The sequence below is a fragment of the Actinoplanes auranticolor genome, assembly GCF_018332655.1.
Lineage (GTDB): Bacteria > Actinomycetota > Actinomycetes > Mycobacteriales > Micromonosporaceae > Actinoplanes > Actinoplanes auranticolor.
In genome coordinates this window covers 102,060-127,170 of record NZ_BOQL01000057.1, presented here as the reverse complement: position 1 = coordinate 127,170, position 25,111 = coordinate 102,060, and the positions used below count along the sequence as shown (strand labels likewise).

At 70.0% G+C, this 25,111-nt stretch carries 27 protein-coding genes, 1 tRNA gene and 1 pseudogene; 9 read left to right on the top strand and 20 right to left on the bottom strand.

Annotation, left to right across the window (positions count from 1 at the left end; translation table 11 throughout):
* Positions 1-78: 78 nt before the first annotated feature.
* A complete protein-coding gene (locus Aau02nite_RS33155; RefSeq protein WP_212992541.1) occupies positions 79-564 on the bottom strand; it encodes a MarR family winged helix-turn-helix transcriptional regulator in 486 nt (161 codons plus the stop codon).
* Between the two features lie 76 nt (positions 565-640).
* Between Aau02nite_RS33155 and Aau02nite_RS33150 the strand changes: the two genes are divergently transcribed.
* Positions 641-1,825 (top strand): FAD-dependent monooxygenase, encoded by a 1,185-nt coding sequence (locus tag Aau02nite_RS33150; RefSeq protein WP_212992540.1) that lies wholly within the window; start codon positions 641-643, stop codon positions 1,823-1,825.
* Positions 1,826-1,839: 14 nt separating this feature from the next.
* On the opposite strand, the gene Aau02nite_RS33145 is transcribed toward Aau02nite_RS33150, so the two are convergent.
* The 3 genes from Aau02nite_RS33145 to Aau02nite_RS33135 form a co-directional block, all read right to left on the bottom strand.
* Complete coding sequence (locus tag Aau02nite_RS33145; protein ID WP_212992539.1) at positions 1,840-2,205, bottom strand: GntR family transcriptional regulator; 366 nt, start codon at positions 2,203-2,205, stop codon at positions 1,840-1,842.
* Positions 2,202-2,960: a hypothetical protein gene (locus Aau02nite_RS33140; RefSeq protein ID WP_212992538.1), complete on the bottom strand. Its 759-nt coding sequence runs from the start codon at positions 2,958-2,960 to the stop codon at positions 2,202-2,204. The genes Aau02nite_RS33145 and Aau02nite_RS33140 overlap by 4 nt, the downstream gene beginning before the upstream one ends.
* Positions 2,961-3,040: 80 nt before the next feature.
* Positions 3,041-3,880: a helix-turn-helix transcriptional regulator gene (locus Aau02nite_RS33135; protein ID WP_212992537.1), complete on the bottom strand. Its 840-nt coding sequence runs from the start codon at positions 3,878-3,880 to the stop codon at positions 3,041-3,043.
* Positions 3,881-3,982: 102 nt separating this feature from the next.
* Between Aau02nite_RS33135 and Aau02nite_RS33130 the strand changes: the two genes are divergently transcribed.
* Positions 3,983-4,663 (top strand): SDR family NAD(P)-dependent oxidoreductase, encoded by a 681-nt coding sequence (locus tag Aau02nite_RS33130; protein ID WP_212992536.1) that lies wholly within the window; start codon positions 3,983-3,985, stop codon positions 4,661-4,663.
* On the opposite strand, the gene Aau02nite_RS47750 is transcribed toward Aau02nite_RS33130, so the two are convergent.
* A complete protein-coding gene (locus Aau02nite_RS47750) occupies positions 4,566-4,955 on the bottom strand; it encodes a universal stress protein (RefSeq protein WP_438841197.1) in 390 nt (129 codons plus the stop codon). The genes Aau02nite_RS33130 and Aau02nite_RS47750 overlap by 98 nt on opposite strands.
* Positions 4,956-5,013: 58 nt before the next feature.
* A pseudogene (locus Aau02nite_RS47930) lies at positions 5,014-5,094 on the bottom strand (hypothetical protein); the annotation flags it as partial.
* A 120-nt stretch (positions 5,095-5,214) separates the two neighbouring features.
* Between Aau02nite_RS47930 and Aau02nite_RS33120 the strand changes: the two are divergent.
* The gene (locus Aau02nite_RS33120; protein ID WP_246595619.1) at positions 5,215-5,493 is read left to right on the top strand and encodes a universal stress protein; all 279 of its coding nucleotides are present in this window, start codon (positions 5,215-5,217) and stop codon (positions 5,491-5,493) included.
* A 27-nt stretch (positions 5,494-5,520) separates the two neighbouring features.
* Entirely contained in the window at positions 5,521-6,165 is a 645-nt protein-coding gene (locus Aau02nite_RS33115; RefSeq protein ID WP_212992534.1) for a hypothetical protein, read from the top strand.
* Here the strand turns inward: Aau02nite_RS33115 and Aau02nite_RS33110 are convergent.
* Positions 6,140-6,946 carry an S-methyl-5'-thioadenosine phosphorylase gene (locus Aau02nite_RS33110; RefSeq protein WP_212992533.1) on the bottom strand — a complete coding sequence of 269 codons (807 nt, stop codon included), beginning with the start codon at positions 6,944-6,946 and terminating at the stop codon, positions 6,140-6,142. The genes Aau02nite_RS33115 and Aau02nite_RS33110 overlap by 26 nt on opposite strands.
* A 125-nt stretch (positions 6,947-7,071) precedes the next feature.
* On the opposite strand from Aau02nite_RS33110, the gene Aau02nite_RS33105 reads away from it, so the two are divergent.
* The 3 genes from Aau02nite_RS33105 to Aau02nite_RS33095 all read left to right on the top strand — a co-directional run bounded on the left by Aau02nite_RS33105 (position 7,072) and on the right by Aau02nite_RS33095 (position 9,298).
* Positions 7,072-7,629: a YqgE/AlgH family protein gene (locus tag Aau02nite_RS33105; RefSeq protein ID WP_212992554.1), complete on the top strand. Its 558-nt coding sequence runs from the start codon at positions 7,072-7,074 to the stop codon at positions 7,627-7,629.
* Between the two features lie 85 nt (positions 7,630-7,714).
* Positions 7,715-7,787 (top strand) — tRNA-Ala (locus Aau02nite_RS33100).
* Between the two features lie 59 nt (positions 7,788-7,846).
* Positions 7,847-9,298, top strand: coding sequence for a hypothetical protein (locus Aau02nite_RS33095; RefSeq protein WP_212992532.1), 1,452 nt, complete (start codon positions 7,847-7,849; stop codon positions 9,296-9,298).
* Between the two features lie 485 nt (positions 9,299-9,783).
* On the opposite strand, the gene Aau02nite_RS33090 is transcribed toward Aau02nite_RS33095, so the two are convergent.
* Both Aau02nite_RS33090 and Aau02nite_RS33085 read right to left on the bottom strand, forming a co-directional pair.
* Positions 9,784-10,743 (bottom strand): helix-turn-helix domain-containing protein, encoded by a 960-nt coding sequence (locus tag Aau02nite_RS33090; RefSeq protein ID WP_212992531.1) that lies wholly within the window; start codon positions 10,741-10,743, stop codon positions 9,784-9,786.
* Between the two features lie 9 nt (positions 10,744-10,752).
* Complete coding sequence (locus Aau02nite_RS33085; protein WP_246595618.1) at positions 10,753-11,733, bottom strand: alpha/beta hydrolase; 981 nt, start codon at positions 11,731-11,733, stop codon at positions 10,753-10,755.
* A 184-nt stretch (positions 11,734-11,917) separates the two neighbouring features.
* On the opposite strand from Aau02nite_RS33085, the gene Aau02nite_RS33080 reads away from it, so the two are divergent.
* Entirely contained in the window at positions 11,918-12,823 is a 906-nt protein-coding gene (locus Aau02nite_RS33080) for an LLM class flavin-dependent oxidoreductase (protein WP_212992530.1), read from the top strand.
* A 6-nt stretch (positions 12,824-12,829) separates the two neighbouring features.
* Here Aau02nite_RS33080 and Aau02nite_RS33075 read toward each other — a convergent pair whose 3' ends face one another.
* Positions 12,830-13,480 carry a GntR family transcriptional regulator gene (locus tag Aau02nite_RS33075; RefSeq protein ID WP_212992529.1) on the bottom strand — a complete coding sequence of 217 codons (651 nt, stop codon included), beginning with the start codon at positions 13,478-13,480 and terminating at the stop codon, positions 12,830-12,832.
* Positions 13,481-13,554: 74 nt separating this feature from the next.
* On the opposite strand from Aau02nite_RS33075, the gene Aau02nite_RS33070 reads away from it, so the two are divergent.
* The gene (locus Aau02nite_RS33070; protein ID WP_212992528.1) at positions 13,555-14,850 is read left to right on the top strand and encodes an outer membrane protein assembly factor BamB family protein; all 1,296 of its coding nucleotides are present in this window, start codon (positions 13,555-13,557) and stop codon (positions 14,848-14,850) included.
* A 1-nt stretch (position 14,851) separates the two neighbouring features.
* On the opposite strand, the gene Aau02nite_RS33065 is transcribed toward Aau02nite_RS33070, so the two are convergent.
* The 10 genes from Aau02nite_RS33065 to Aau02nite_RS33020 form a co-directional block, all read right to left on the bottom strand.
* Complete coding sequence (locus Aau02nite_RS33065; protein ID WP_212992527.1) at positions 14,852-16,450, bottom strand: RICIN domain-containing protein; 1,599 nt, start codon at positions 16,448-16,450, stop codon at positions 14,852-14,854.
* Positions 16,447-17,136 carry a PulJ/GspJ family protein gene (locus Aau02nite_RS33060; RefSeq protein WP_212992526.1) on the bottom strand — a complete coding sequence of 230 codons (690 nt, stop codon included), beginning with the start codon at positions 17,134-17,136 and terminating at the stop codon, positions 16,447-16,449. Before Aau02nite_RS33060 ends, Aau02nite_RS33065 begins: the two co-directional genes overlap by 4 nt.
* Before the next feature lie 17 nt (positions 17,137-17,153).
* The gene (locus Aau02nite_RS33055) at positions 17,154-18,863 is read right to left on the bottom strand and encodes a PulJ/GspJ family protein (protein WP_212992525.1); all 1,710 of its coding nucleotides are present in this window, start codon (positions 18,861-18,863) and stop codon (positions 17,154-17,156) included.
* Between the two features lie 57 nt (positions 18,864-18,920).
* Positions 18,921-19,514, bottom strand: coding sequence for a hypothetical protein (locus tag Aau02nite_RS33050; protein WP_212992524.1), 594 nt, complete (start codon positions 19,512-19,514; stop codon positions 18,921-18,923).
* The gene (locus Aau02nite_RS33045) at positions 19,511-20,221 is read right to left on the bottom strand and encodes a PilN family protein (protein WP_212992523.1); all 711 of its coding nucleotides are present in this window, start codon (positions 20,219-20,221) and stop codon (positions 19,511-19,513) included. Before Aau02nite_RS33045 ends, Aau02nite_RS33050 begins: the two co-directional genes overlap by 4 nt.
* Positions 20,221-21,246: a type IV pilus assembly protein PilM gene (gene pilM, locus Aau02nite_RS33040; RefSeq protein WP_212992522.1), complete on the bottom strand. Its 1,026-nt coding sequence runs from the start codon at positions 21,244-21,246 to the stop codon at positions 20,221-20,223. Before pilM ends, Aau02nite_RS33045 begins: the two co-directional genes overlap by 1 nt.
* Before the next feature lie 16 nt (positions 21,247-21,262).
* Positions 21,263-22,057, bottom strand: a complete 795-nt coding sequence (locus Aau02nite_RS33035; RefSeq protein WP_212992521.1) for a prepilin peptidase — start codon at positions 22,055-22,057, stop codon at positions 21,263-21,265.
* Between the two features lie 45 nt (positions 22,058-22,102).
* Positions 22,103-22,600 carry a type IV pilin protein gene (locus tag Aau02nite_RS33030; protein ID WP_212992520.1) on the bottom strand — a complete coding sequence of 166 codons (498 nt, stop codon included), beginning with the start codon at positions 22,598-22,600 and terminating at the stop codon, positions 22,103-22,105.
* Positions 22,601-22,706: 106 nt separating this feature from the next.
* On the bottom strand, positions 22,707-23,936 hold the full coding sequence (locus Aau02nite_RS33025; protein ID WP_212992519.1) for a type II secretion system F family protein: 1,230 nt from the start codon (positions 23,934-23,936) through the stop codon (positions 22,707-22,709).
* 1 nt (position 23,937) lies between these two features.
* Complete coding sequence (locus tag Aau02nite_RS33020) at positions 23,938-25,074, bottom strand: type IV pilus twitching motility protein PilT (RefSeq protein ID WP_212992552.1); 1,137 nt, start codon at positions 25,072-25,074, stop codon at positions 23,938-23,940.
* Positions 25,075-25,111 lie beyond the last annotated feature (37 nt).

Below are 25,111 nucleotides of genomic sequence, written 5' to 3'. Positions count from 1 at the left end.
TCGGGTCGTTTCGCTTGGCGGGTCGGTTCGGGTCGGTCGTTTCGCTTGGTGGGTCGGCTTCGAGTCGGGTCGGTTCGGCTACTCGTCGTCCAGGGTGTGCAGGCGGGTGGTGAGGTCGGTGGCGAAGCGTTCCAGGAGGCGTCCGAAGGATCGGCGGTCTTCCGGCGACCAGTCTGCGAGGACGTCGCCGAGCAGGCCCAGCACGGTTTTCATGTAGCGGCCCACCGCTGCCGTTCCGTCCGGGGTCAGCTCGACCAGCCGGGCCCGCTGGTCCAGGGGGTCGGGGATGCGGCGGGCCAGGCCGCGCCGTTCCAGTTCGTGCACCTGGCGGGTGACGTGCGGGCCGACGACCTGCATCCGCTTGGCGATTTCGCCGACCCGCAGCGGGCCGCCGCCCATGTGCAGCGTGACCAGCACCGATATCGCGGGGCGGTCCAGGTCGGCGCCGGCGTTCTCGGTGGCGCGCTCGATGAGCCGGCTTCGGTTCATCACCGTGCCCAGCTGGCTCAGGCGGGGCAGCACGGCCAGCAGATCGAACTCTCCGTCGTTGGTGGTGTCGGTCATCACGCTCGTTTCGATACCTAAGTTAGGTATATGGTTCCGGGATAGATACCTTAGGTAGCTACTTGGGAGGAAAGTCATGAGCAGGGTACTCATCTCCGGCGCCAGTATCGCTGGTCCCACACTGGCGTACTGGCTGCGGCGATACGGCTTCGAGGTCACGGTCGTGGAGAAGGCGGCCGTGGCCCGCGGCGGCGGCTATCCGATCGACATCCGCGGGACCGCGCTGGAAGTCGTACGCCGGATGGGGATCTTGCCGAAGCTGCGGGAGGCCCACATCGACACGCGGCGTCTCACCTTCCTGAACCCCGACGGCAGCGTGATCACCTCGGTCAAGCCGGACGTCGTCGTCCGCGGGGTCGAGGGCCGGGACATCGAGATCCCCCGGGGGGACCTCACCGAGATCCTGTACGCCACGGTCCGCGACGAGGTGGAGTTCCGGTTCGACGACAGCATCGGGTCGCTCGACCAGCGCCCGGACGGCGTCGACGTGACCTTCCGCAGCGGGGCGCAGCGTACTTTCGATCTCGTCGTCGGCGCCGACGGCCTGCACTCCAACACCCGGCGCCTGGCCTTCGGGCCCGAGGAGCAGTTTCACCGGTACCTCGGCCACTGCTTCGCCGGTTTCACCATGCCGAACGAGCTCGGCCTCTCGCACGAGGGCCTGGCCTGGAGCCGCCCGGGCCGGGGCGCGGCCGTCTATGCGGCCGGCGACAGCGGGAACGTGCACGGCTTCCTCACCTTCTCCAGGGACGAGCCGCCGTACGAAGCGTTCCGCGACCCCGAAGCGCAACGCGAGCTCGTCGCCTCGGTCTTCGCCGGCGACGGGTGGCAGATCCCCCGCATGGTCGCCGCCATGCGCGCAGCCGACGATCTCTTCTTCGACGTGATCAGTCAGATCCGGATGCCCCGGTGGTCCACCGGCCGGGTCGCCCTGGTCGGCGACGCCGCCTACGCCCCGTCATTCCTGACGGGACAGGGGACCAGTCTGGGCCTGGTGGGCGCCTACATGCTGGCCGACGCCCTGGCCACCGGTGCGGACCAGGAAGCCGCCTTCGCGGCTTTCGAGAACACCACCCGGTCGTTCGTCGAGATGAACCAGGACCTGGTCGGCGAAGGCGATTCGACCCTCTTCCCGCGTACGGAGGAGGCCCTGGCCAAACGCAACGAGATGTTGCGTGGCCTGGACTCCCTTCCGCCCGACGAGGGGCGGCCCGAGCACTCGGCGCTCACCCTCCCGCTTCTCGAGGGCAGGGCGGCCTGAGGTCCGCGACGTGGTCATGGCAGCGAGGGGCGGCCCAGTGCTGCTTCGACGATGCGGACTGCTTCGGTGGGGTCGATGCCTACCCGGGCGATGAGCGCCGCGTAGTCGCGGGCGGCTCGGTGGGCCTGCTCGCGGGCCTGCTCGCCGGCGGCCGAGACGAATGATCCGGACCGTCCGCGGGTCTCGATCAGTCCCGCTTCTTCGAGCTCGCGGTACGCCCGGCCGACGGTGTTCACCGCGAGGCCGAGGTCGGCCGCGAGCCGGCGGATCGTCGGGAGTCTCGTGCCGACGGCGAGCGAGCGGTCCTGGATCTGCCTCGCGAGCTGGGCCCGGAGCTGCTCGAACGGCGGCGTCGGTGAGGCCGCGTCGATGACGATCATCCGGTGGCCAGGGCTCGTCGAGCCGTGGGGGCGACGCCCGTGGCGCGGACGTGGATCAGGGCCAGTGCGAGGGCGCCCGCCACCACGAGGGCCAGGGAGACTGCGTTCCACCAGCCGAGCGAATCCCCGTACAGGAAAATGGCCGGCAGTGTCCAGACCAGGCTGGGGGTGACCAGGGCGCGGGCGTCCTCGACCCGCATGATGACATCGGCCGTGAGTGACGCTTCGTCGTCCGCCACGGCCGGGCTCGTCAGGACCTGGCGCAACTGCATGACGGTGCCGGCGCCGGCACCGGCGAGGCTGATCAGCACGACGATGGCCCCGTTGCGCAGGCTGGGGTCCGGGCGTGGCAGCACGCTCACCGCGAGCAGCGCTGCGCCGGTGAAGGTCGCGATCGTGAAGACGGCGTACGGCCGGCCCAGCACCGCCAGCCAGCCCAGCTCGACCGGGTGGGCCACCCGCCGGGACAGCTGCGCCCCGGCCTGCCGGTCGGCGCGCCGCACCCCCCAGCCGAGCCGCCACTGCGCCGCCAGCAACGCGGCCACCAAGGCCGTCAGCACCACCAGCGGCCAGGACGAGTGGTCGGCGCTCAGCCCCAACGCGTGCGTGAGCGCCGCGCAGAGCAGGAACGCCGCCAGCAGGACACTGTCGATGATCTTGGCGCGCCGCCGTGCTGCCAGCCGGGCGGCGAGCAGTGGAGTGGGTTCGGTGTCGGTCAAGCCGTGCTGGGCCAACCACCGTTCGACCTCGGGCATGCCGCCACCTCCGAATGTCGCAAGCTTTGTCTCAACAGATTGAGTCATAACATGCGACAATGTCAACGCCGGCGGCGTGGTCAGGTCTGGAGTTGCTGCAGCCCGATCACCCGCAGCAGGTCCAGCTTCTGCTCGTCCTCGGAGCCCGGCGCGGCAGTCATGATCACGAACGTCTGGTCGCCCGGCCCGCTGGTGAGCGTGTCGCAGTCGACCACGATGTCGCCCACCATGTCGTTGTGCACGGTCTTGCGGCTGGTGCGTAGTTCCCCGACCGTGCCCTGCCGCCAGCGCCGGGCGAAATCGGGGGAGGACTTGATGAGCCGGTCGATCAGCTGCGGGATCTCCGGATCGTCCGGATAGCGGCCGATGGCGGTACGCAGGTGGCCGACCAGATCGCGGGCGTACGCCTCCTCGTCCTCGGGTGTGTGCGTGACCGGGAACGAGCGCTCGGTGAAGTACCGCCAGGCGACATTGCGCTCCAGCCGGGTCCGGCTGGACGGGTCGCCGAACAGAGCGGCCCAGAGCGGATTCCATAACACCAGCTCGTAGATGGCGGTGTGCACGGCCACGGCGACCGGGGCGTCGCGGAACCGGTCCACCATCCGCTGCGCGGTCGGCGTGACGTGCCTCGGGACGTGCCCGACCGAGGGTACGGCCGCCCCGGCCACCCGGAACAGGTGGTCACGTTCGTCGTCGGTGAGCCGCAGCGCCCGGGCCAGCGAGGTCAACAGCTGCGGCGAGGGATGGCGGGCCCGTCCCTGCTCCAGCCGGACGATGTAGTCCACGCTCACCCCGGCGATCAGGGCCAGCTCCTCGCGGCGGAGGCCGGGCGCGCGACGGCTCAGGCCGGGAGGCAGGCCGACGTCCTGGGGGCGTACCCGGTCCCGCCATGCCCGCAGCACCTGCGCGAACTCGTCCATGCGCCACATGGTGCGCCGAGATCGCGACGCGAGGGTGGTACTGCTGATCCCACCGTTCAACGGTGCCTGTTGTCCGGCCGCGCAGCCGCGCAGATTGGCTGCATGACCACAACCTTGGTGACCGGGGCCAACAAGAGCCTCGGTCTGGAAACCGCCCGCCGCCTGATCGCCGCGGGCCACACCGTCTATGCCGGCATGCGTGACCTGGCCTCCGGGAGCGCCGCCCGTGAGCTGGGCGCCATCCCGGTCCAGCTCGACGTGAACGACCAGAAGAGCGTCGACGAGGCGATCGCCTCGCTGCCCGCGCTGGACGTCCTGGTCAACAATGCCGGCATCCCGGGCACCTCGTGGACCGTCGACGACCTGGACGTGGACGCGATGCGCACGGTGTTCGAGACCAACGTCTTCGGCCTCGTCCGGGTCACCCAGGCCGCGCTGCCCCTGCTGAAGCGCTCGCCGGCCCCGGTGATCGTGAACGTCGCCTCGGCGCTGGGCTGGCCGCGGGCCCTGCTCGACCCGGACGACGACTGCTTCCCGGTCATGATGGTCCCGTACCCGAGCTCGAAGGCCGCCGTGATCGCGCTGACCGTGCAGTACGCCAAGAACCTGCCCGGCATGCGGATCAACGTCACCGACCCCGGCTACACGGCCACCGACTTCAACCAGCACAACGGTCACCAGACCGTCACCGAGGGAACCGACGCCACGGTCGCGCTGGCGTTGATCGGCCCAGAGGGCCCGACCGGCGAGTTCCACGACCGCCGGGGGCGGATCGCCTACTGAACCCAGGCGGGGAGCCGGCCTGGCGGACCACGGTCACGGGGCATTTCGCGTACGCGGCGACGTGCTGGCTCACCGAGCCCAGCACCAGCCCCGCGAAGCCGCCGTGGCCTCGTTCGCCCACCACCAGCAGGTCGGCGTCGGCGGATTCCTCGATCAGGACCTTGGCCGCCCGGCCCTGCTTCACCTGGGCCTTGACCAGCACCGCCGGGTTGTCGCCGAGTTCCTCCTTGATGACCTGGAGCAGATCGTCGGCGGTCCGCTGGCTCGGGTCGGGGACGTACCGCTCCGACACGCTCACGTTGCCCGCCGGGGGCAGCAGGGTGTGTTCCCGGACGTTTCACGACGACCAGGTCGGCGCCGTGGTCCGCGGCTTCGGCGGCGGACCAGGTCAGGGCCTTGCGGCTGCCGGGTGATCCGTCGACGCCGACCATGGATGGTTCCATGTGCTCACCGTCGTCTCCTCTCCAGTGTCGACCGACCAACGGTCACCTTCGGCTGGATCTTCGAGCACCTGCTCGGCGGCAAGGGCAGCAACGCGATCATGTTGGCCGGTGGCCGGCGACCCGGCGCAGGCCCTGCTCGACGCGGTCGGCGCCAACCCGGCGAACCTCATCGTCGTGGGCAGCCGGGGGCTGGGCGCGAGCCAGGGTCAGCTGCTGGGGTCCGTGCCGGCCGGCGTGGTGCGCAACGCGGTCTGCGACGTCCTGGTGGTGCAGACCTCGGCGCTGGACGAGGACCGCATGTTCTCCGGTGAAGGGGCCGAAACCGCCGGCGGCAGCGCGAGCCCGGGCGCGCAGGCCGATCCGGAAGGGAGAACGCTCACCCGGTGACCCGCCCGCGTCTCATAGTCTGGGCACATGACGTGGCTCGACGTGATCGGCTGGACCGGCTCGGCCCTGCTCGTGTGGTCCCTGCTGCAGACGCGGCTGCTGCGCCTGCGTGCGTTGAACCTGATCGGGTGCCTTGTGCTGATCGGCTTCAACGCGGCGCTGGCGGTGTGGCCGATGGTGGGGCTGAACGTGGTCCTTGCGGTGATCAACGTCTGGTACCTGGCCAAGATGCTCGCCTCCCGCCACGACGAGAAGGCGTACCAGGTGGTCGAGGTTCGTAACGACGACCAGTTCCTCGCGCACACGCTGCGGCTGCACAGCCGGGACATCGCGCGCTTCAACCCGGGGTTCCGCCCCGACGCCGCGAACGGGGACACCGCCGCCTTCCTGGTGGTCAACGGCGACGAGGTGGTCGGGGTGGTGCTGTTCGCGGCCACGGGCGACGGCGTGGCGCGCGTTCAGCTGGACTACGTGACGCAGCGGTACCGCGACTTCACGCCCGGGGAGTTCGTCTACCGGCAGAGCGAGTTCTTCCTCAAACGCGGCTGCCGGACGGTGGTCACTCCGCCGGGCATGGTGTCGCCGTACTACGACAAGCTCGGCTTCCGCCGGGAGGGCGACTCCTACGTCCTGGATCTGAGCCCGATCAGGGCAGCGGGAAAGGAAGCTTGATCCCGTCCAGGGCGCTGCCGCAGGCGCACGTGCGCTCGGCGGGCAACGCCTGCACCGCGTCGAGGAGCACCTCGCGCAGCCGGGCCGTGTTGTCCGCGAAGACGGAGAAGACCTCCTCCTGGGTGACTCCGTGGTCGCCCTCCACGCCGGCGTCGAGATCCGTCACCAAGGCGATCGCCGTGTAGCAGAGGGCGAGTTCGCGGGCCAGGACCGCCTCCGGATGCCCGGTCATGTTGACCACCGTGCCGCCGATCGCGGTGAACCAGCGCGACTCGGCCCGGGTCGAGAACCGCGGTCCCTCGACGACGACCATCGTGCCGCCGTCGACCGGAGCGATCCGGGCCCCGGCGCGCAGCACGGCCTGCCGGCCGTCCGGGCAGTACGGATCGGCGAAGGACACGTGCACGGCGCCCGAGTCGTAGAACGTCTGTGCACGGCCGCTGGTCCGGTCGATGAGCTGGTCAGGGACCACAAAGGTGCCGGGACCGAGCTCCGGGCGCAGCCCGCCGACGGCACAGGGCGCGATGATCTGGCGTACGCCCAGCGACCGCAACGCCCACAGGTTGGCCCGGTAGGGGATCTTGTGCGGCGGGAACCGGTGATCCCGGCCGTGCCGCGGCAGGAAGGCGACCCGGCGCCCGCCGACCTCGGCCACGGTGATCGGATCCGACGGCGGACCGTAGGGCGTGGACACCTGATGCTCGGTCGCGCCGTCGAGAAGGGCGTACAGGCCCGACCCGCCGATGACACCGATCTCCGCCTCCGCGGGTGGCTCGTTCATGCGCCAGACCTTATCGGTGGCCGGAATCGCAGGCTAATGTCCAAGCATGGCGTTGACCGAAGGCCTCCTGAGGCGAAGGTGGGGCTGCCGTGTTCAGTGAAGAGCAGCGCATCGGAGGTCGCTCGATGGAGTCGATGACCGGTCAGCTTCTGGTCGCGACCCCGACCCTGAAAGACCCGAACTTCGACCGCACCGTGGTGCTCCTGGTGGCCCACGAGACCGGCGGCGCGCTGGGCGTGGTGCTGAACAGGGCGACCGAGGTCCCGGTGGCTGACGTACTGGGCAACTGGGGCGAACTGGCCGGCGACCCGGCGGTGCTGTTCGAGGGCGGCCCGGTGCAGCCCGAGTCGGCGATCTGCCTGGCCCGCACCCGCCCCCAGGTGAAGAAGCGGGTGTCCGGCTTCCACCAGGTGGCCGGCGCGCTCGGCACGGTGGACCTGTCGGCGGACCCGGACCGCCTGCGCGAGAGCGTGGCGGGCATCAGGGTCTTCGCGGGCTACTCGGGCTGGTCCCCGGGCCAGCTGGAGGAGGAGATCGCGGCCGGCTCCTGGTTCGTCTTCGACGCCCTGCCCGGAGACCCGTTCGTGAGCCGCCCGGACGACCTGTGGGCCATGGTCCTGCGCCGCCAGGGCGACATCCTGGCCGCGGTGGCCCACTTCCCCCCGGACGTCTCGCTGAACTGACACGCATGCCGCCCCCTCCGCACGAGGGGGCCCGGAAGGTGTGTACTATTCCGTGAGTGCCCGGGGAGATCCCGGGGACAGGCAAGGGGCTGTGGCGCAGCTGGTAGCGCACCACACTGGCAGTGTGGGGGTCAGGGGTTCGAGTCCCCTCAGCTCCACCCTTGCGCAAGGCCCGGACAGACGTCCGGGCCTTTGCTGTTGTGCCGGAGTGCAACCGGTGATCATCGACTACCTCTCGTCCGGGCTGACGGGTTTCAGCGTGGACGAGTTCCCCGAAGCGCGCGATCTCGTCGTCGAGTTCTCGACGTGGGAGTACGGGCTCAACCTCACCTACACCGTCCCGTCGCTGGGGATCGTCATGCCGTGGGGGTGGTTGAAGGAGACCGAGCAGGGCGACCATGTCTTCGTCGCGGAGGGGGCGGGGTCTGGGACGAGGTGCGGACTCGAACACCTGCACCAGGTGGTTCAAGGTGCCCCGCGAGCTGTACTTCGCGGCGTGGACGGCCGCCCTTCAGCAGCTACGGACTATCGACATCGACCGGTACCGTCCGTCATAGTTCAGCTACTTTCTGGAGTTGCCTGGATGGTGGGAGGTGGAGCCGTGGAGATTCAGGCGATCATCGCGGTGGCGGCCGGAGCCGCGGTGACCGCTACGGCGGCTTCGACTGCCGTGGCGACCCACGTGCGAGCGATCCGGGAAGTGGCAGAAGAACTCGGCCGTCTTCGTGGTCGGATCAAACGCTCGGAGAATGCACGGGACGACATCCGGGTAGCCAAGCGGTTGCTCGGGTTTCATCAGCGTGACGCCGTTCTATACCGTCATGACAACGTGCACCTCTTGTACTCCGGAACGCCCACCATGCATCCGGACAATCAGCACGCGCTGGTGGCCGCGGCCGGCGGAGACTACTGGACCGCTCGTGAACGCGGAACCCTCGATGTCGTCCCGCACGTCGATGCCCGGCTCGACGACAATCTCGTTCTCATCGGCAGCCCGACCTCCGAGGGCATTTCCCGCATCGCGTTCGGGTATACCTGCGAGGAGCTGGGAAACGATTCTCTCGTACAAGCGAACTCGCCTGTCGACCTGCCGTACCGAATGGTTCTCAACTATTCTGACGTGCCGGAGGGCGCGCTGGCGCGCAGGTACGTTCCGGGGCGGGGCGAGGTGGCCCGGCGCAACTGGAGAATCATCACCGAGACGGAGATGTTCGTGCCCGAGACCGGTACGGGCGGCTGGCTGCGCACCGACTATCTGCTGGTGACGCGGCTGCGAAACTTTCTGACGGCTGAGGGTCTGGCTCAGGGGCACTCGCTCTTGTCACTGTCCGGCACGCATGGAACCGGGACGCGTGCCGTTGAGCTGCTGATGCGGGACAGGCGCATCCTCCGGGAGCTGGCCGCCTTGACCGAAGGTCGTTCCTTCGCCTCTTTCCAAGCCCTTTTCAAGGTGTCGGACATCGAACATGATCCGGTCAGAGGAAGCCGGGCCCGGCATATCGAACTCGTCGGAAGCGCGGTGATCGGCGATGAGCCCATGAGGTGGCAAACGGCCCGCGAGCTGGTCGCGCGCGACGTCATGAGACGCGAACCGAGGATTGACCCGACTGTGGCCCAGCGGGACGCCCGCGCCATCGAGCAGCTACAGAAGGGTGTGCGTGGCCGATGAGACTTCGGTCTTGAGTCCGGCGGGCTCGCCACACCTCTTCTCCCGCGACGCGTTGTGCCTCGGGTTCCGGTTCCGGAGCCGACTCGACGAAATCGACGTAGGCGTGGCCGGCCACGTGGAGTCCCATGGCTGCCTCCACCACTGGCGGAGTGGTGAGCAGACGCATCTTCGTCAGCGTCTCGGTCTGCTCATCGTGCGCGCGGCCCGACAGATACAGATCGACCCCCGCCAGGACAGCGGCGATGGAGGCCGCGAACGCCGAGAACGTAGCTGTCGGATCAGTCATTGGGATGCCGCTCGCTGGGGCTCTTCCGGCCTCCCCAGACTGGCGGGCGTGTTCGTGTTCAGCGAGCCGGGAGCAGCCGGCTCAGGTCGAGGCCGGGGCGGCCGGAAGCGTCACGTCGCCGACCGGGTGGAATCCCGTGCGGCGCAGCACTTTCAGTGATCCTTCGTAGGCGTCGCCTCGGTCAGGCGCTGCGTCTCCATCACGGGTGCCGATGCAGCCGGCGCAGGGCGAGCGCCAGCTGCAGGCGCAGACGGCCCTGCGGCGTGCGGACGTTCCAGCCCAGCAGGTGCTCCGCGTGGGTGATTCTGTCCTGCAGCGTGGAGTGGTGCAGCCGCAACGTTGTCGCCGCCGCGCGCAGGCTGATGCTTGCCGCCATGGTGTGCAGGGTGGTCAGCATCCAGGGCGCCGCTGCTGCCGTGTGGTCCAGGGCTTTCACATCCGGGGCGTCCGACTGGTCGCCCAGCTCGGCCAGCAGGGCCAGAGCGCCCAGTTCCTCGGCGTGCACCACCCGCGGGCCCGGGTCCTCGTCGGTGCCTTCCGCCGCGAAGCGCAGCGCCACCTTGGCCGCCGCCCAGGACGCCGGGAGGCCCAGGATCGGTGCTGCCGGGCCGATGCCGGCCCGGCCCGGCAGCTTCGGCAACGGGCCGGACCGCACCCGGGTCTCCGCCGGCAGGGCGATCGCGTACGCCGGATCCGTCAGCCCCAGGCGGCGGGCCGCTTGCCGGCGTACCTCCGCAGGAGCCGACGCGTCCACGATCAGCTCGGCCGACGCCGGGTCGGCCGCGGGTGCGCGGCCGCGGGTCCGGTCCAGGACCGCCCGCGCCGCGCCCGCCGCCCGTTCCAGGATCATCGCCTCGACCGGGCCCGGTGACCCGGCGCGCTCCAGCCACAGGGTCGCCGTGCCCGCGGCGGTGGTCATCCAGTCCGGCGCCGGGGGATCGTCCCGCCAGGCGTTCACCCCGGCCGCCGTCACCCGGATCCGCACCCGGCGTTCGTCGTCGCTCAGGCGGGCCGGGCAGTCGGCCAGCACCGCCGCGCCGCGCACGATCGACTGCAGGCCGGCGCGGGACTCCACCAGGCTGTCGAAGTACGCGATGACCCGCAGCGCCGCGCCCGCGTCGGCGTCGAGCGCGGCCAGCCGGACGGCGAGGTCCTTCATTCCCCGAGGCTAGACGTCCAGCAGGCGGTGCAGCCAGCGCACCCGGGCCGCCCGCGCCTCCTGGGAGATCCCGGCCTGCGGCACCGTGGCGTCGAAGCCGTGGAACGCGCCCGGCCAGACGTGCAGCTCGGCGTGCCCGCCGGCCTGCCAGATCCGGTTGGCGTAGGCCACGTCCTCGTCGCGGAACGTCTCCGCCGAGCCCACGTCGATGAAGGCCGGCGGCAGGTTCGACAGGTCCGTCGCCCGGGCCGGGGCCGCGTACGGGGACACGTCCGGCCCGCCGCGCGCCGCACCGAGCAGAGCCGTCCAGCCGGTGTCGTTGGCGGTGGTGTCCCAGATGCCCCGGCCGGCCATCTGGCGGCACGAGTACGTGTCGTTGCGGTCGTCCAGCATCGGGTAGATCAGCATCTGGCCGGCCAGCGCCGGTCCGCCCTCGTCCCGGGCCCTCAGGGCCAGGGCGGCCGCCAGCCCGCCGCCTGCACTGCCGCCCGCCACGATCATCCGGCCCGGCTCGAAGCCGAGCTCGCCGGCGTGGTCGGCGGTCCAGACCAGGCCGGCATAGCAGTCGTCGACCGGGCCCGGGTGCGGCGTCTCGGGGGCCAGCCGGTATTCGACCGAGACCACGACCAGGCCGAACTCCTCGGCCCAGTCCAGCGCCTCCAGCACGCCGGTGCGGTTGTCGCCGAGGATCATGCCACCGCCGTGGGTGAAGTAGACGCAGCCCAGGGTGCCGGTGGCGGCGGTCGGCCGGAGGATGAGCAGCGAGATGTCCGGATCGCCGTCGAGGCCCGGCACTGCGCGCTCCTCGATGGTGAACCTGCCGTCGCGGCGCAGCTCGTCGTCGGTCGGACTGCCCAGGGGGCCGCCGGCCCGCAGGGCGGGGATCAGGTCCGCGGTCAGGGCGGCGGGGATCATCGCGGCGATGGCCGGCAGAGCCGCGCCGAGCTCCGGGTCGAACGGTGGTGGCGTCATCTCCACGGACAGCGTCATGGGCGGGCCTCCTGGTATCGAGGAGATCACAAGCGGGTGATCGCTGTCCTCAGGATGGAACCCCGGGGGCCGCGGCACCGGGCGCCAACTGGCGGAAAGTCCCCGCCATCCGGCGGGTACGCCGACAGCGAAACCGGCTGCCGGGGGACGGCGCCCCGGGCCTGGAGGGGGCCAGAATCGCGCCATGGCCGACTTCGCGCTCCAGGCTCAGCCCACCGACGCCGCCGAGTGGCTCGACCTCGCCCGCCGCGCCGAGGCCGCCGGTTTCGACACGCTGCTCGCCGCCGACCACCCCGGTGCCTGCGCGGCACCGTTCGTGGCGCTGGCCGCGGCGGCCGCGGTCACCACGACCCTCAAGCTCGGGTCGTACGTCTCCAATGCCGCGGTCCGGGAGCCGATCCTGCTGGCGACCGACGTGGCGACCCTGGACGTCGTCTCCGGCGGGCGCGCGCTGCTCGGCCTCGGCGCCGGCCACACGCCCGCCGAGTGGGACGCGATCGGCCAGGTCCGCCCGGACGTGCGCGGCCGCGTCGACCGGTGCATCGCCGTCGCCGAGGCGACCACCCGGCTGCTGGCGGGGGAGAAGGTCACCGTGGACACGCCCGTGCTGACCATGCTCAACGCCCTGCTGGAGAAGCCGCGACCGGTGCAGGGCCGGATCCCGCTGCTCGTCGGCACGGCGAACTCGCGGCTGCTGCGCTGGGCGGGCGAGCACGCCGACATCGTCGGCCTGACCGGTTTCGGCCGTACCAAGTCCGACGGGCATCAGCACGAGGCCCGCTGGCGGCTGACCGACATCGACGCGCAGGTGGCGCTGGCGCGCGCGGGCGGCGACGCCACGCTGGAGGCGCTGGTGCAGTTGGTGGAGGTCACCGACGACGCGCCGGGCTTGCTCGCCGAGCACGCCGAGCGGCTGGCGATGACTGTCGGCGAGCTGCGCCAGGTGCCGTTCGTGCTGGTGGGCACGGCGGAGGAGATCGTCGCCGCGGTGCGGGAGCACCGCGAGCGGTGGGGGATCACCCGCTATGCCGTACGCCGGCCCGCCCTGGACGCGCTCGGCCCCCTGCTGCCGCGCCTGGCCGAGGTCTGACGGCTGTTACTCGGCGAAGAGGGACGGCTCGATCTTGGCTCGGAAGTCGGCGTAGATCTGCCGGTAGCGCTCCAGGGCCCGTACCGGGTCGCCGGCCTCGAGGTGTTCCAGAACCTGGTCGTGGCCGTTGATCCAGACGTCCCAGAGGTTGCTCTCGGCGCCCATCGCCAGGATGCGCAGCGTACGGGCCACCACCAGGTCGACCATGGACTGCAGCTCGCGGTTGCCGCTGGCCAGGATGACGATGGTGCTGAAGTCCGCGCCTGCCGCGCCCGCCGTCAGCACGTTGCCGCTGCGCAGGCCCTCGACGAACTCCTTCTGCCGCTGGCGCATCAGGTCGATGTGGGTGGCGGTCAGATTCTCCACACCCCACTCGAAGCCCGCGCAGGCCAGCACGCCCATCACGTCGATGAGCTCGAGGGCGTTCTTCTGGGTCATCTTGGTGACGTGCCGGGTGCGGTTCGGGGCGATGTCGATCAGACCCTCGACGGAGAGCTGGGCGATGGCCTCGCGCACCGGCGTGATGCTGACACCGAGCCGGGCGGCCAGCTCGGCGTCCTTGATGAGCGTCCCGGGCGGTAACTCACCGGTGACAATCTCGTTACGGAGCTGTTGGACGACCGCGGCCGTGCGGGTCGGCGGCACCGTGTAAGACATACCGGCAGCCTACCCACAGTGATGAGAGACAGCGGACCGTACCCATGGCCGCTTTTGACCGTCATGCTGAACGCGTGGCCGACGCCGTACCGCTCATAGATCTCGACGCGACCCGGCCGCAGGATCCGGGCGCGGCGTCAGCGCACCCGCGGCTCCGCCCGCCGCGGTCCGTCCTGGTCGTCGCTGCGCTGGTCGCGGCGCTGCTCACACCGGCTGCGGCCGCGCCGCCGGCCCGGACCATGCAACCCATCCTGGCGGCCGGGGGTACGGCGGCCGCGGCGTTCACGCTCGGTCCGGACGCGCTCTACACCGCCAGTTTCGGCGCGAACCCCAACAGTGAGTCGGGCCTCCGTCGTTACGCCCTGCCCGGCGGCGAGCAGCTGTGGGCCACCTCGCTGCCGCACAACGTGCAGAACCTGACGCTCGACGGCGGGGTGCTGCTGGCCCGCTCCGGCAGCGACCCGCGGATGTCGTTCCTCGACGCCACCGAGGGAAAGGTCCTGTGGACCCTCCGGGAGCCGAACGCCACGGTGATCACCCTCAGCGGCGGCCGGGCGCTGCTGCGCATCGACAGCGGGAGCGGGGGTACGGAGCTCCGGCTCGCCTCCGCGCGGACCGGCGCGACGATCTGGAGCCGGACCGTCGACGGGGTCGGCGGGATCCTCGACGACGACCTGTTCTCCGACGACCCCGACCGGATCGTGGTGCTCGGGGTCGACGGCCGGGTCACCACGCTGCAGTTCGCCGACGGGTCGGTGCTCGGCGCGGGCGAGCTGGGCGTGCGGCTGCCGGCGGAGCTGGACGACACACTGCAGGCCGGCTTCGTCGGTGTCACGGTGTCCGGGGACCAGTTGTACCTGTCGCGGCGCGAGCGGGGGCGGCCCTCGCTGACCGCGTACCGGTTGCCGGACCTGGCCCGGCGGTGGCGCACCGAGAACGGCCCGACCGGGTACGTGCACGACTGCGGGCCGGTGCTGTGCATCGCGGACAGCCGCGGGCTGAGCGGGCTCGATCCCAGCGACGGTTCGGTGCGCTGGTCCGACCCGGCCTGGAGCAACGCGTTCCGGCTGGGCGAGGGGGTGCTGCTCGCCTACGACCGCCAGGAGGACCCCGAGTCGGCGATCCTCGACGCGCGTACCGGGGCGGTGCGGCGCAAGCTCGGCCACACGCTCGCGGTCGGCGGGCTGGAGCTGCGCGCGGACAACAAGATCCTCGGCCGGACCTGGGTGGCGGTCACGGACCCCGCCGACGGCACGGTGCACACCGTCGGCTCGATGCAGACCGCGGCGCCGTACGGCTGCACGGTCCGCCGCCCGTACCTGGCCTGCCCCACCTCGGCCGGCCCGACGACGGTCTGGCAGATCCCCTAGCTCACTTCACCTTGATGGCGCTGATCGCAAGTTCCTTGGTGTTGGTGAGCACCAGCGGCTTGTTGAAGTTCGGCGGCGCGTTCCATTTCTGCAGCTCGGAGGAGGTGCAGGGAGCGACCTTCACCTTGGCGGTGCCGTCGCCGTGAGTGTCCGGCTTCGTCACCGTCAGATCGGTCGGGGTGAGGCAGTAGCCGTTCACGTCCACGATCCGGTAGCTGGTGGTGTAGTCACCGGTGTTGCCGAAGACCTTCCACTTCATGTTCTGCTCCGGAATGGGTCCGGCGCCGACCACCGGGCAGGGCCTCATGGTCACGTAACCCGAGATGGAGTCCGGAGTCCGCAGGCAGTATCCCGGATTGCCAGAGCCGAACGAGCGGATGCGTTCCGTGATCGCGGTCGCCAGGTCGACCGAGACCGGGGGCAGCGACCACTGCTGGTTCCAGGACACGTTGCCGTCCGGCGCCTGCTTGCAGAACCACACGATCTCGTACGTGCTCCGCTCAGCGTCGTGGTTCGTGACGTCGAGGCACCGGCTGAACTGCTTGTAGTTGACCACCTGCCGAGTGGCCCCCGACGCCATGCCGGCGCCGACCCCGGACTGCGGCCGGAACACGTTCCGGTTGCTGACGCCACCGCAACCACCGATGACGAGCGCGCCCGGCTGGCCCGTGGTGTTGACCAGGTTGACGCAGAAGTTGTCCAGGTTCACTCCATCCGAGGTGCCCTGGAAGTTGCCGTTGTTGTTGAGGCTCCACTGCTGCCGGGCCGAGCGGCCGAGGCAGGGCTGGAACGTCACCGCGTCGCCGGTCTTGTGGGGCAACGGTGCGTCCAGGCACATGCCGGCCGGCGCGTCCCCCCGCTCCGAGCCGATCAACTTGATATTGAGGTCGGTGGTGTAGGCGAACCGCTGGTCGCTGCTGCCCCCCGCCGTGCACCACTGCATGGCGACCGGGGTGTTCTTCGCTGGTGAGGCGTCTGTGCCACCGTCCATGCACAGTGAATTGGGCGTGGTCGGTGTGGCGAGCTGGATCGCGCCACCGGTGATGTTCTCGTTGTTGACCTTGAACGTGTAGGTGGCCTCGAGGGTGCGCGTGCTGGGATCCCCCGCCTCGAGCTTCTTGCCGGCTGCGGGGGCGATACCGCCTCCGGTGACGGTCAGGACTGCCGTCGACGGTACGTCAACCGGCGGGCAGGGCATGGGCGACGGCGTGGTGTCGGTGGCATCGTCGGGCAGGCCGTAGTACGCGATCTTGATGCGATACCACATCAAACCTTGCTGGGCAGCGGTGTCCCGCTGGCCTCCGCTGTCCTGGCTCCCGCTGATGTCGCACGGCGGCAGGCCTTCCAGCGAGCCGACCGGCGTGTCCTTGCCGGGCACAGTCGTGCCGGCCGCGCGGAGCTGGCCCACTGCCACGTCGATGCCGGCCTGCGCCGCGCTGAGTGCCACGGTTCGGGCGTCGGCCGTCCGGGTGGTGGTGTACTGCTGCACCACGACAGGGACGATCGTCGCGCTGACTCCCATGGCCACGAGCGTGACCAGCATCGCGAGCGGCATCGAGCCCTCGTCGTGCGGTCCGCGCAACCGGAACGGGTTCTTCATGGGGTCGGCCTCCCTTCGCTGCAGGCGTTCGTGGCTGGTGTGGCATCCGTGGTGTTGAGGGCAGTGAACGTGGTGTCGATACGCGCGTAGCCCGTGCCCGTGCGCGTGGTCAGGCGGATCTGGAGCCGCTGGAAGACGGGCTTGAAGTTGCCCCCGACGGCTCCGGCGCTCGGCAGGACCACCGGGGTGGGATTGGGGTCGCCGACCTTCTGCTTGCGGAAGAACGGCCGGACCGACTCCTCGCCCGGCTTCGGCTGGGCCGGGTCCGTCGTGACGATCTGTGAGGCGATGCTCTGCCCCGTCGCCCCGGCCGCCGGCGGCGATCCTCTCTTCCAGGAGTAGAGCCGCAGCACGCCCTGATCGGCCTTCGCCCCGGCCACGAGCCGCAGCTGGAAGCAGTCCACCGGGTCGGGCCCGGCGAACTCGATGTACCAGGGACCGGCCGTTTCGGAGCCTTGACTGCTCGGAGTGGCGATCCAGGAGGCGTAGCGCAGTTCCCGGTCGAAACGCTGGAACGCGCGGCCGAGTTCGGCCTGGGTGTCGCTGCGCGTCTCCGTGGCCGAAACCGTCCGGTAGACCTGCACGATCGCGGTCGTGGCCAGCACCATCGCCACGGCCATGATGCCCATCGTCACGACCAGCTCCACGAGCGAGAACCCGTCGTCGTCGCGACGACGCCGAGGCATGCGGGACCCGGACCACATCACGTCACGCTCCAGCTGAACATGAGGTGAGCGGCGGTTGTGCCGGTGCTCCGCACGGTCAGCTTGACCGGGTAGGTGCCGCGGGTCGTGGGAGTGCCACCGACCACTCCGGCGCTGTTCATCGTCACCCCGGGCGGCATACCGACAGCCGACCACGTGTATGCGCTGGGGGTGGCGCCGGATGCCGTCGCAGTGAAGCTCGCCGGCGTGTTGACGGCCGACGTGCGGTCAGGACCGGCCGGTGCAGGGTAGGTCACCTGCAGGTCGCCGGCGGAGCTGGGCGTGACCCTGACGACGACGTTCATCGTCGCGGTGCCGCCGGCGCTGTCGGTGATCGTGGCCGTCGCGATGTACCGGGTGCCGTGCTGGATCACGCCGGTCACCCTCCCGGTCGACGCCTCGATCGCCAGCCCGTCCGGCAGATTCTGTGCCGTCCAGGTGTACGGGCGCAGCCCACCCGATGCGGCGGTGGTGAACGCACCGATGTTGGTGCCGTTCACGGCCTGCTGCGGGCCCGGGTTGGTCAACGTCACCGGCGTGAGCACCCGCCAGAAGAACGTGGCGGACGAGGCAGCCGCGGGGTTACCGCCGCTGACCGTGATCGTGGTCGGGGTTGTCGGGGTCGGCTGCGCGGCGGTCGGCGTGCCGGTGATCAGCCCGGTCGTCGAGTTGACCTTGAGACCGGCCGGGAGACCGGTGGCCGTCCAGGTCATGGGCGTCTGGCCGCCGTCGCCGAGCAACTGGAGGGCGACCGCCGTCCCCGTGCGGCTGGTCTGATCGCCGGGACTGGTCAGCACGGGCCGTACCGTCCAGGTGACGGTCGACAGGTCCGTTCGCTTGTCCCGGTCGGTCAGCGTGAGCTTGACGGTGTAGCTGCCGGCTGTGGTCGGCGTACCGGTGATCAGGCCGGTGCCGGTGGCCAGGGTGAGGCCCGGGGGCAGCCCGGTCACCGACCAGCTCAGCGGCAGCCGGCCGCCGGTCGACAGCACCTGCAGGTTGACGGAGTCACCCACGAGGCTGGTCTGTGCGGACGGGTCCTTGATCGTGGGTGCCGCCCGCTTGGTGTCGAACACCGGGTCGTCGGCGACGCTGGCCAGCATCGAGGCGAGGTAGGCACAGAACCCGGGTTCGCAGGAGCGCTGCTTCCAGGTGACCGCCACCATCACCCGCAGAAACGGCGCCTTGTCCGCCTCCGCGACCTTGCCGCAGACGCCGACGGTGGACTGGCCGGGCTGGACCTTGGCCTGCCAGCAGCGGCCGACATACCACCAGGTGTCGTACTTCGTGTTGTCGATCGTCACCTGCGCGGGTGTGGTCGGCAGCGGGGCCGAGTACCCACCGGCGGAATCCTCCGGCAGCATGGGATCCGCGGCCATCTGCATCGTGGCGAGGTGCCGCTGCACCGCCGGCGCGGCGGTGTTCCACTGGTGCGTGACCGCCGGCAGGCCGCGGCCCGTGAGCAGCGCCGTGGGATCGAGGGCGCGGACCCGCTCGAGGCCGTCGGTGGCCAGCTGAATCGCGACCTGTTGATCGGCCTGCTGGTCGCCGGCGGCCATGGACCGGGTCAGGAACGGCACGGAAGCGGCCATCACCGTGCCGATGATCGCCAGCGAGACCAGGACCTCGACCAACGAGAAGCCGCCCTCACCCGCGGCGCGCCGGGACGACGCGGGCGGGACGGGGGAGCTGGCTCGGTCGTCGGTCGGCATGCCCGTCCTTTCGGTCGGTGACGGTCGGAGTTGAGGATTGCCGGCCTGCCGCAGCGCTCAGTCGGTCGTGACGGCCGGGGCGCCGGAGCCGAGCGGCGGGGCCACGAACGCCCGTACCGTGAGGTTGATCCGCTGGTCCTTAGTCGTGCTGCTGGCGTCGGCCTCCAGCGTCGTGGCCTCGATGAGGACAGCCCGCTTCTGCGCGCTGCCCTGCAACTGCTGGAGGAACTTGTTCAGCTCGGCAGCCGTGCCGTCGGCGACCAACTGGATCTGGATGGACCAGACGCCCCCGACGGACTCGATCGGCTCCGGGGTGCCGACGGTGATCCCGCTGACGTTCACGCCGACCGCGCTGCCGTCAGCCTGCAACTGGCGCAGGAAGGCGGGAACCCCCGAACCGGAGGGCAACGCGTCGCGGTAGGCGTCCCGGGTCGCCGTGAGCTTCTTCTCGTTCTTCTTTTTGTCCTGCAGGTCGACGAGCCGCTCGCGGAGCCCGATCGCCTGTGTGCGAGCCGTCCTGGTCTGCTCGGCCAACTCGTCCGCCTCGGCGAACGTGGGAGCAACCATGAGGAAGTACGTCACGGCGACGAGCAGGGCGGTGATGAGGACGCCGGCGAGCAGCCAGAGTCGGTTGGCGTGGCTTCCCATCATTTACCCCCGGTGCCGGGGCAGGGCTCCCCGAAGCGGCCACAGAGCGCGGCCTGGGTGATGTCGACGTTGAGGCTGAACGAGACGTCGCCGGTTTCCGCGGTGGAGGTCACGCTCGTGACGTACGGGTTGGCGATCGTGCTGTGCTTGGCGAGCCGGTCGACGTACGCGGCGACGGCCTCCTTGTCGGGGGCGGTCCCGGTGACGACGACCGAGCCGATCGAGCTGGACTTGCTCGTGCTCGGCAGGGTGCCCGACTTACCGCTGTCACCGGCTTGCGCCAGACTGCCGGTGATGCCGGCCACGATGACGTCTGACGGCTCGCCCGTGGTGCGCAGCAGGGTCAGCAGCGCGGCCCAGTCGAGGTCGTTCGCCATGACCGTGCCGAGTTGCTTCTTCAGCAGGTCGGTGTCGTTGCGCACCTTGACCACGGAGGCGAACTGGCGCTGGTCGCGTTGCAGCCCGAAGACCTCGGTGGTCGCCACGGTCAACTCACGGTCGGCTGCCTGCTTCTCCCGGTTCGCCAGCACCACCCACGCGGCGCACAGGCAGGCGACGAGGAACACCACGATCAGCACCCAGGCGCGGGTACGCCGGGCCTGGCGGGCCGCAATGATCTCGTCGGGCAGCAGATTCGCCGAGATCGTCAGCAGCCGGGTGATGCGCTGCGGGGACATCGCCGGGTCGACCGGCATCAGAGTGGTAGCCATCAGGCCGCTGCTCCCAGGGTGAGGCCGATCGACACTGCCGCCGAGGGCAGGAAACTGTCGAAGCTGCGCTGGCGGTACCGGCGCGTGTCGTGCAGGCGGCTGGCGCTGTCGGCGTACACGACGGAGACGCCGAGCTGCTGCTGGATGTGCCCGGCCAGGCCGGGCATGAGCGCGCTGCCGCCGCACAGTGACACCCGGGTGACCTGCTTCTGCCGCTCGCCCGAGGCGAGGTACGTGAAGGAGCTGCGCAGTTCGCTGATCAACGGCCGGATGGCGTCGGCGGCCGCGGCGGCGGTGTCCGGGCGCCCGTCGCCGTGCAGGCCGAAGCGGCACTTGAGGGCCTCGGCCTCGGCCGCCGGGATGCCCAGCCGGGCGGCGATGCTCTCGGTGATCTCGATGCCGCCGCGCGGGACCGTGCGGACGATCAGCGGCTCGCCGTCGACGTGCACGACCACGCTGGTGACCTCGGCACCGATGTCGACGATTGCCTCCACCTGCGCATCGAGCCGGGACGCCGCGCGCAGCAGCGCGAAAGAAGAGAGGTCCACGTTCACGACGTGCAGGCCGGCCTTCTCGACCGCCTGCACGAGCGCCTTCACGGCGTCCTTCGGCATCGCGATGAGCAGCCCTCGGATGGTCGGGTTGTTACCCGGCTCCTCCAGCGGCCGGAAGTCCAGCAACGAGCGCTCGACGGCCAGGGGCAGCAGGTCGCGTACCTGGAACGGCAACGACTTGCGCATCTCCTTGGCGGGCAGGTTCGAGACGGCGGTCTCCCGGACCACGAGCTGCGGGTTGGTGACCCCGAGCCTGACCTTCTTGGTGGTGAACTTGCAGGCGGCCCAGAGCTGCTTGAGCGCCGAGGTCAGGGCGACCGGATCCTCGAGCACGCCGCCCTGCACCGTGCCGCGCGGCAGCGGCACCTGGCCGAAGTTGTTGAGGGTGTATTCGTCCTTGGCGCGCCGTACCTCGACGGCGCGGATGGACGACGAGCCGATGTCCAGCCCGATCGGAGTGATGGCAGCCATCGGTTTCCTTTCCTCTTCAGGCGGTCGGAACGAGCAGGGCCAGGTACCAGTCCGCGATCGGAGCCGCCGCGAAGACGGCCAGGAGCGTGCCGGCGAGCATGGACGGACCGAAAGGAATCCGGCTCTTGCCCTTCGCGATCCTCAGGAGCAGCAACGCGGCCCCGACCACCCCGCCGAAGAGGAATCCGGCGAACGTGCCGATCACGACCGAGCTCCAGCCCAGCCAGCCGAGGTATAGGCCGAGCAGGGGGGCCAGTTTCACGTCGCCACGGCCCATGCTGCGGGGGACCAGCGCCAGGAGGCGGTAGAACGCGTAGAGGGCGCCGGCCGCCAGCAGACCGCGCACCGCGGCGTCCCAGTTGTGCCCGGCGATGATCGCGGGCGCCATGAGCACGAGTGCGATGCCGTACGAGGGCAGCACGATCTGGTCGGGCAGTCGCAGCACGTCGAGGTCGATGGCGGCGAGCGCCACGGCGATCGCCGCGAGATACAGGTATGCCGGCAGCTCCCACGACCAGCCGAACTTCGCCGCCACCGCGATGAACAGAACGGCGGTACCGGCCTCGACGAGGGGGTACCGGGCGCTGATGGGCGCCCGGCAATCCGCGCATCGACCGCGCAGCAGCAGCCAGCCGACGACCGGGATGTTGTGCCGGTTGCGGACGGCATTACCGCAGTGCGGGCAGTGCGAACCCGGGTGGACCAGTGATTCGTCGCGGGGTACGCGGTGGATCACGACGTTCAGGAACGATCCCACCGCGAGACCGAGCAGGCCGACGATGCCGAGCAGCAGCGGGAGCAGCTGCGACATGAGTCCTCCTCAGGTCTCGCGGTGGGATCCGGACACTCGCCTGGATCAGGGAGTGGTGGGGGCGGTGCCACCGCAGGTGCCGAAGTTGGTGGTCGAGAGGTCGTCCGACTCCGTCACCGAGCCGCCCTGGGTGCTGTCGTAGAGGTAGAACTTCCCGCTGCCACCGTCGTTGGTGGCACAGATCTTGTACGCGCCGTTGGCGCCCGGGACGTACTGCAGCTCGGTCTTGTCCGACACTGTGAACTTCTGCGAGGAACCGGTCGCGAGTTCCTTGCTCGAGGTCTCGCCGTCCTTGTTGTCGACGTTGACCGCGGCGTTGGGGTACGCGTTGCCGTTCTCGGTGTAGTACTGCTCCACCGCGCTGATCGCGCCGCGGACGTCGGACTGGGCCGACTTGTCGGCGGCGCCCTGGCGGTAGTTGAGGTAGACCGGAACGGCGATCGCGACGAGCACGCCGATGATCACGACGACGACCAGGAGCTCGATGAGGGTGAAGCCCTCGTCCTGCTTCTTCGCGCGCATCCGGCTGATGATGTCCTGCATTGGGGGTGCCTCCAGTGGGGCGTCAAGGTGGGTCGGGGATGAGGTGCTCCGGGCTCGGGCGCCCGACTGGGTGACCGGAGGACCGGTCGGCTGGTGCTCCAAGGCGTCAGCCCTGGATGTTCTGGTAAATGGTGAACATCGGAAGGTAGAGACAGATCACCATTCCGCCGACCACGGTTCCCATGAAGAGCACCATGATCGGTTCGATCGAGGCGGTCAGGGACTCGGCGGCGCTGTCGACTTCCCTGTCGTAGAAATCGGCAACCTTGTCGAGCATCTGACTGATCTGGCCGCTTTCCTCTCCCACCTCGATCATCTGGGTGACCATCTCGGGGAAGACCTTGTGGTGGCGCAGGGCCGAGGACATCGGCTGGCCGTCGCGTACCGCCGACTGGACGTCGCGCATGGCCATGGCGATGACCTCGTTGCCCGTCGTCTCGCCGACCACGGCCAGCGCCTGCATGACGGGCACGCCGACGTTGAGCAACAGCCCCAGGTTGCGCGAGAACCGGCTCATCGCCAGCTTGCGGAAGAGGGGGCCGAAGACCGGCAGGGCCAGCTTGAGCCGGTCGACCTTCAGCCGGAAGTCCTCGCTCTGCCGCAGCTGCCGTTTGTAGGCCACCGACCCGCCGATGCCCAGGGTGAGCAACAGCGGCCCGATCCACCACATGTTGTGGCTCGCATCAACGAGGAACTGGGTGATCGCCGGCATCTCGCCGCCCAGATTCTGGAACATCTGCTCGAAGATCGGCACGATGAAGATCAGTACGGCTGCGATCATCACGACGGTGAACCCCAGCACGATCGCCGGGTAGGTCAGCGCGCCCTTGATCTTGCCGCGCAGCGCGGTGTCCTTCTCCAGGCTGGCGGCGACCTGCTCGAGCGCGCTGTCGATCATGCCGCCCGCCTCACCGGCGCGAACCATGGCGACCATCAGGCGGGGGAAGACCTTGTCGTGCTTGCCCATGGCGGTCGACAGCGACACGCCACCGGAGACATCCGACCGCATCTCGCTGGTCGCCTTCTTGAGCGAAACCGCAGTGGTCTGCTCCTCCAGGATCGCCAGTGAACGCAGCAGCGACATGCCCGACGCCGTCATCGTGGCGAACTGCCGGGCGAAGACCGCCAGGTCCTTCAGCTTGGTTCGGTTGCCCAGGCCGGGAATCTTGAGATCCCGGTTCATGCCCTGGCCGGCCTGGCTCAGCTCCAGCGGCACCTCGCCGCGGGACCGCAGCATCTGGGTGGCCGCGGTCTCGTTCGCTGCCTCCACGGTGCCCTTCAGCTTGCGGCCGTGGGCGTCGATGCTGTTGTAGTGGAAGGTCTTGGTGGCCGGCATGTCACATCCGTCCGATCAGGCGCTTGAGCTCTTCCTGGGAGTGGCAGATCTCCAGCGCCGCCTGCATGGAGACCACGCCCTCGCGGACGCGTTCAGCCAGGTGCTGGTCGAACGCCAACATGCCGTCGTTGCCGCCGGCCTGCATGAAGGACGGGATCTGGTGCGACTTACCCTCGCGGATCAGGCTGCGGATGGCCGGTGTCGCGGTGAGGATCTCGCAGATCACCGTCCGGCCCTTGCCATCGGCCCGGGGTGCCAGGGCCTGCGTGACGACACCCTGCAGGCTGGCCGCGAGCTGGGCGCGAATCTGCAGCTGCTGGTGCGGCGGGAAGATGTCGATGACCCGGTCGATCGTCTGGGTCGCGCTCTGCGTGTGCAGGGTCGCCAGCACGAGGTGACCGGTCTCCGCGGCGGTCAGCGCCGTCGCGGTCGTCTCGAGGTCACGCAGCTCGCCGACCAGGATGATGTCGGGGTCCTGGCGCAGCGCGTGCTTGAGTGCCTGCGGGAAGGTCTCGGTGTCCGAGCCGACCTCGCGCTGATTGACCAGGCTGCGCTTGTGCGGGTGCAGGAACTCGATCGGGTCCTCGATGGTGATGATGTGCGCCGAACGGCTGCGGTTGGCCAGGTCCAGCACCGAGGCGAGGGTGGTGGTCTTGCCGGAACCGGTCGGGCCGGTCACCAGCACCAGGCCGCGCGGCAGGTGGGCGAAGCGGGTCACCGATTCCGGCATGCCGAGCTCGTCCAGCGGCTTGATCGTGTGCGGAATGGCGCGGAAGACCGCGCCACAGGAGTTGCGCTGGATGTACAGGTTGCCGCGGAACCGGGAGACACCCGTGATGCTGTGCGCGAAGTCCATCTCCTGCTCGCGCTGGAATGTCGCCCACTGCTGGGTCGACACGGCGGCGCGGGCGAGCATTGCGGTGTCGGCGGAGTTGAGCTTGCCGTAGCCGGGCAGCGGGCGCAGGCTTCCGTCCACCCGGATCATCGGCGGGGAGCCGACGGTCAGGTGCAGGTCGGAGCCGCGCGACTCGACGAGCGAGATCAGCATCTGGTCCAGCACGGCCAGGTCGTCCGGGCCCGGTGCGGTCGGGTCCACCGATGCCGCCTGGAGCGGTATCTCATGGTCGAGCGTGTACATGAGCTGCACCGACAATCTCGTCGTGAAGTCTGACGCC

What these genes read in the sequence shown, in the direction of transcription:
- Aau02nite_RS33055 (WP_212992525.1), bottom strand. Translation starts at nt 18,863, where the DNA reads ATGCCGACCGACGACCGAGCCAGCTCCCCCGTCCCGCCCGCGTCGTCC.
- Aau02nite_RS33025 (WP_212992519.1), bottom strand. Translation starts at nt 23,936, where the DNA reads ATGCCGGCCACCAAGACCTTCCACTACAACAGCATCGACGCCCACGGC.
- Aau02nite_RS33150 (WP_212992540.1), top strand. Translation starts at nt 641, where the DNA reads ATGAGCAGGGTACTCATCTCCGGCGCCAGTATCGCTGGTCCCACACTG.
- Aau02nite_RS33155 (WP_212992541.1), bottom strand. Translation starts at nt 564, where the DNA reads ATGACCGACACCACCAACGACGGAGAGTTCGATCTGCTGGCCGTGCTG.
- Aau02nite_RS33130 (WP_212992536.1), top strand. Translation starts at nt 3,983, where the DNA reads ATGACCACAACCTTGGTGACCGGGGCCAACAAGAGCCTCGGTCTGGAA.
- Aau02nite_RS33035 (WP_212992521.1), bottom strand. Translation starts at nt 22,057, where the DNA reads ATGTCGCAGCTGCTCCCGCTGCTGCTCGGCATCGTCGGCCTGCTCGGT.
- Aau02nite_RS33135 (WP_212992537.1), bottom strand. Translation starts at nt 3,880, where the DNA reads ATGGACGAGTTCGCGCAGGTGCTGCGGGCATGGCGGGACCGGGTACGC.
- Aau02nite_RS33065 (WP_212992527.1), bottom strand. Translation starts at nt 16,450, where the DNA reads ATGAAGAACCCGTTCCGGTTGCGCGGACCGCACGACGAGGGCTCGATG.
- Aau02nite_RS33145 (WP_212992539.1), bottom strand. Translation starts at nt 2,205, where the DNA reads ATGATCGTCATCGACGCGGCCTCACCGACGCCGCCGTTCGAGCAGCTC.
- Aau02nite_RS33075 (WP_212992529.1), bottom strand. Translation starts at nt 13,480, where the DNA reads ATGTCTTACACGGTGCCGCCGACCCGCACGGCCGCGGTCGTCCAACAG.
- Aau02nite_RS33030 (WP_212992520.1), bottom strand. Translation starts at nt 22,600, where the DNA reads ATGCAGGACATCATCAGCCGGATGCGCGCGAAGAAGCAGGACGAGGGC.
- Aau02nite_RS33085 (WP_246595618.1), bottom strand. Translation starts at nt 11,733, where the DNA reads ATGACGCTGTCCGTGGAGATGACGCCACCACCGTTCGACCCGGAGCTC.
- Aau02nite_RS33045 (WP_212992523.1), bottom strand. Translation starts at nt 20,221, where the DNA reads ATGGCTACCACTCTGATGCCGGTCGACCCGGCGATGTCCCCGCAGCGC.
- Aau02nite_RS33140 (WP_212992538.1), bottom strand. Translation starts at nt 2,960, where the DNA reads ATGCCCGAGGTCGAACGGTGGTTGGCCCAGCACGGCTTGACCGACACC.
- pilM (WP_212992522.1), bottom strand. Translation starts at nt 21,246, where the DNA reads ATGGCTGCCATCACTCCGATCGGGCTGGACATCGGCTCGTCGTCCATC.
- Aau02nite_RS33020 (WP_212992552.1), bottom strand. Translation starts at nt 25,074, where the DNA reads ATGTACACGCTCGACCATGAGATACCGCTCCAGGCGGCATCGGTGGAC.
- Aau02nite_RS33110 (WP_212992533.1), bottom strand. Translation starts at nt 6,946, where the DNA reads ATGAACGAGCCACCCGCGGAGGCGGAGATCGGTGTCATCGGCGGGTCG.
- Aau02nite_RS33115 (WP_212992534.1), top strand. Translation starts at nt 5,521, where the DNA reads ATGACGTGGCTCGACGTGATCGGCTGGACCGGCTCGGCCCTGCTCGTG.
- Aau02nite_RS33060 (WP_212992526.1), bottom strand. Translation starts at nt 17,136, where the DNA reads ATGCCTCGGCGTCGTCGCGACGACGACGGGTTCTCGCTCGTGGAGCTG.
- Aau02nite_RS33050 (WP_212992524.1), bottom strand. Translation starts at nt 19,514, where the DNA reads ATGATGGGAAGCCACGCCAACCGACTCTGGCTGCTCGCCGGCGTCCTC.
- Aau02nite_RS33080 (WP_212992530.1), top strand. Translation starts at nt 11,918, where the DNA reads ATGGCCGACTTCGCGCTCCAGGCTCAGCCCACCGACGCCGCCGAGTGG.
- Aau02nite_RS33090 (WP_212992531.1), bottom strand. Translation starts at nt 10,743, where the DNA reads ATGAAGGACCTCGCCGTCCGGCTGGCCGCGCTCGACGCCGACGCGGGC.
- Aau02nite_RS33105 (WP_212992554.1), top strand. Translation starts at nt 7,072, where the DNA reads ATGGAGTCGATGACCGGTCAGCTTCTGGTCGCGACCCCGACCCTGAAA.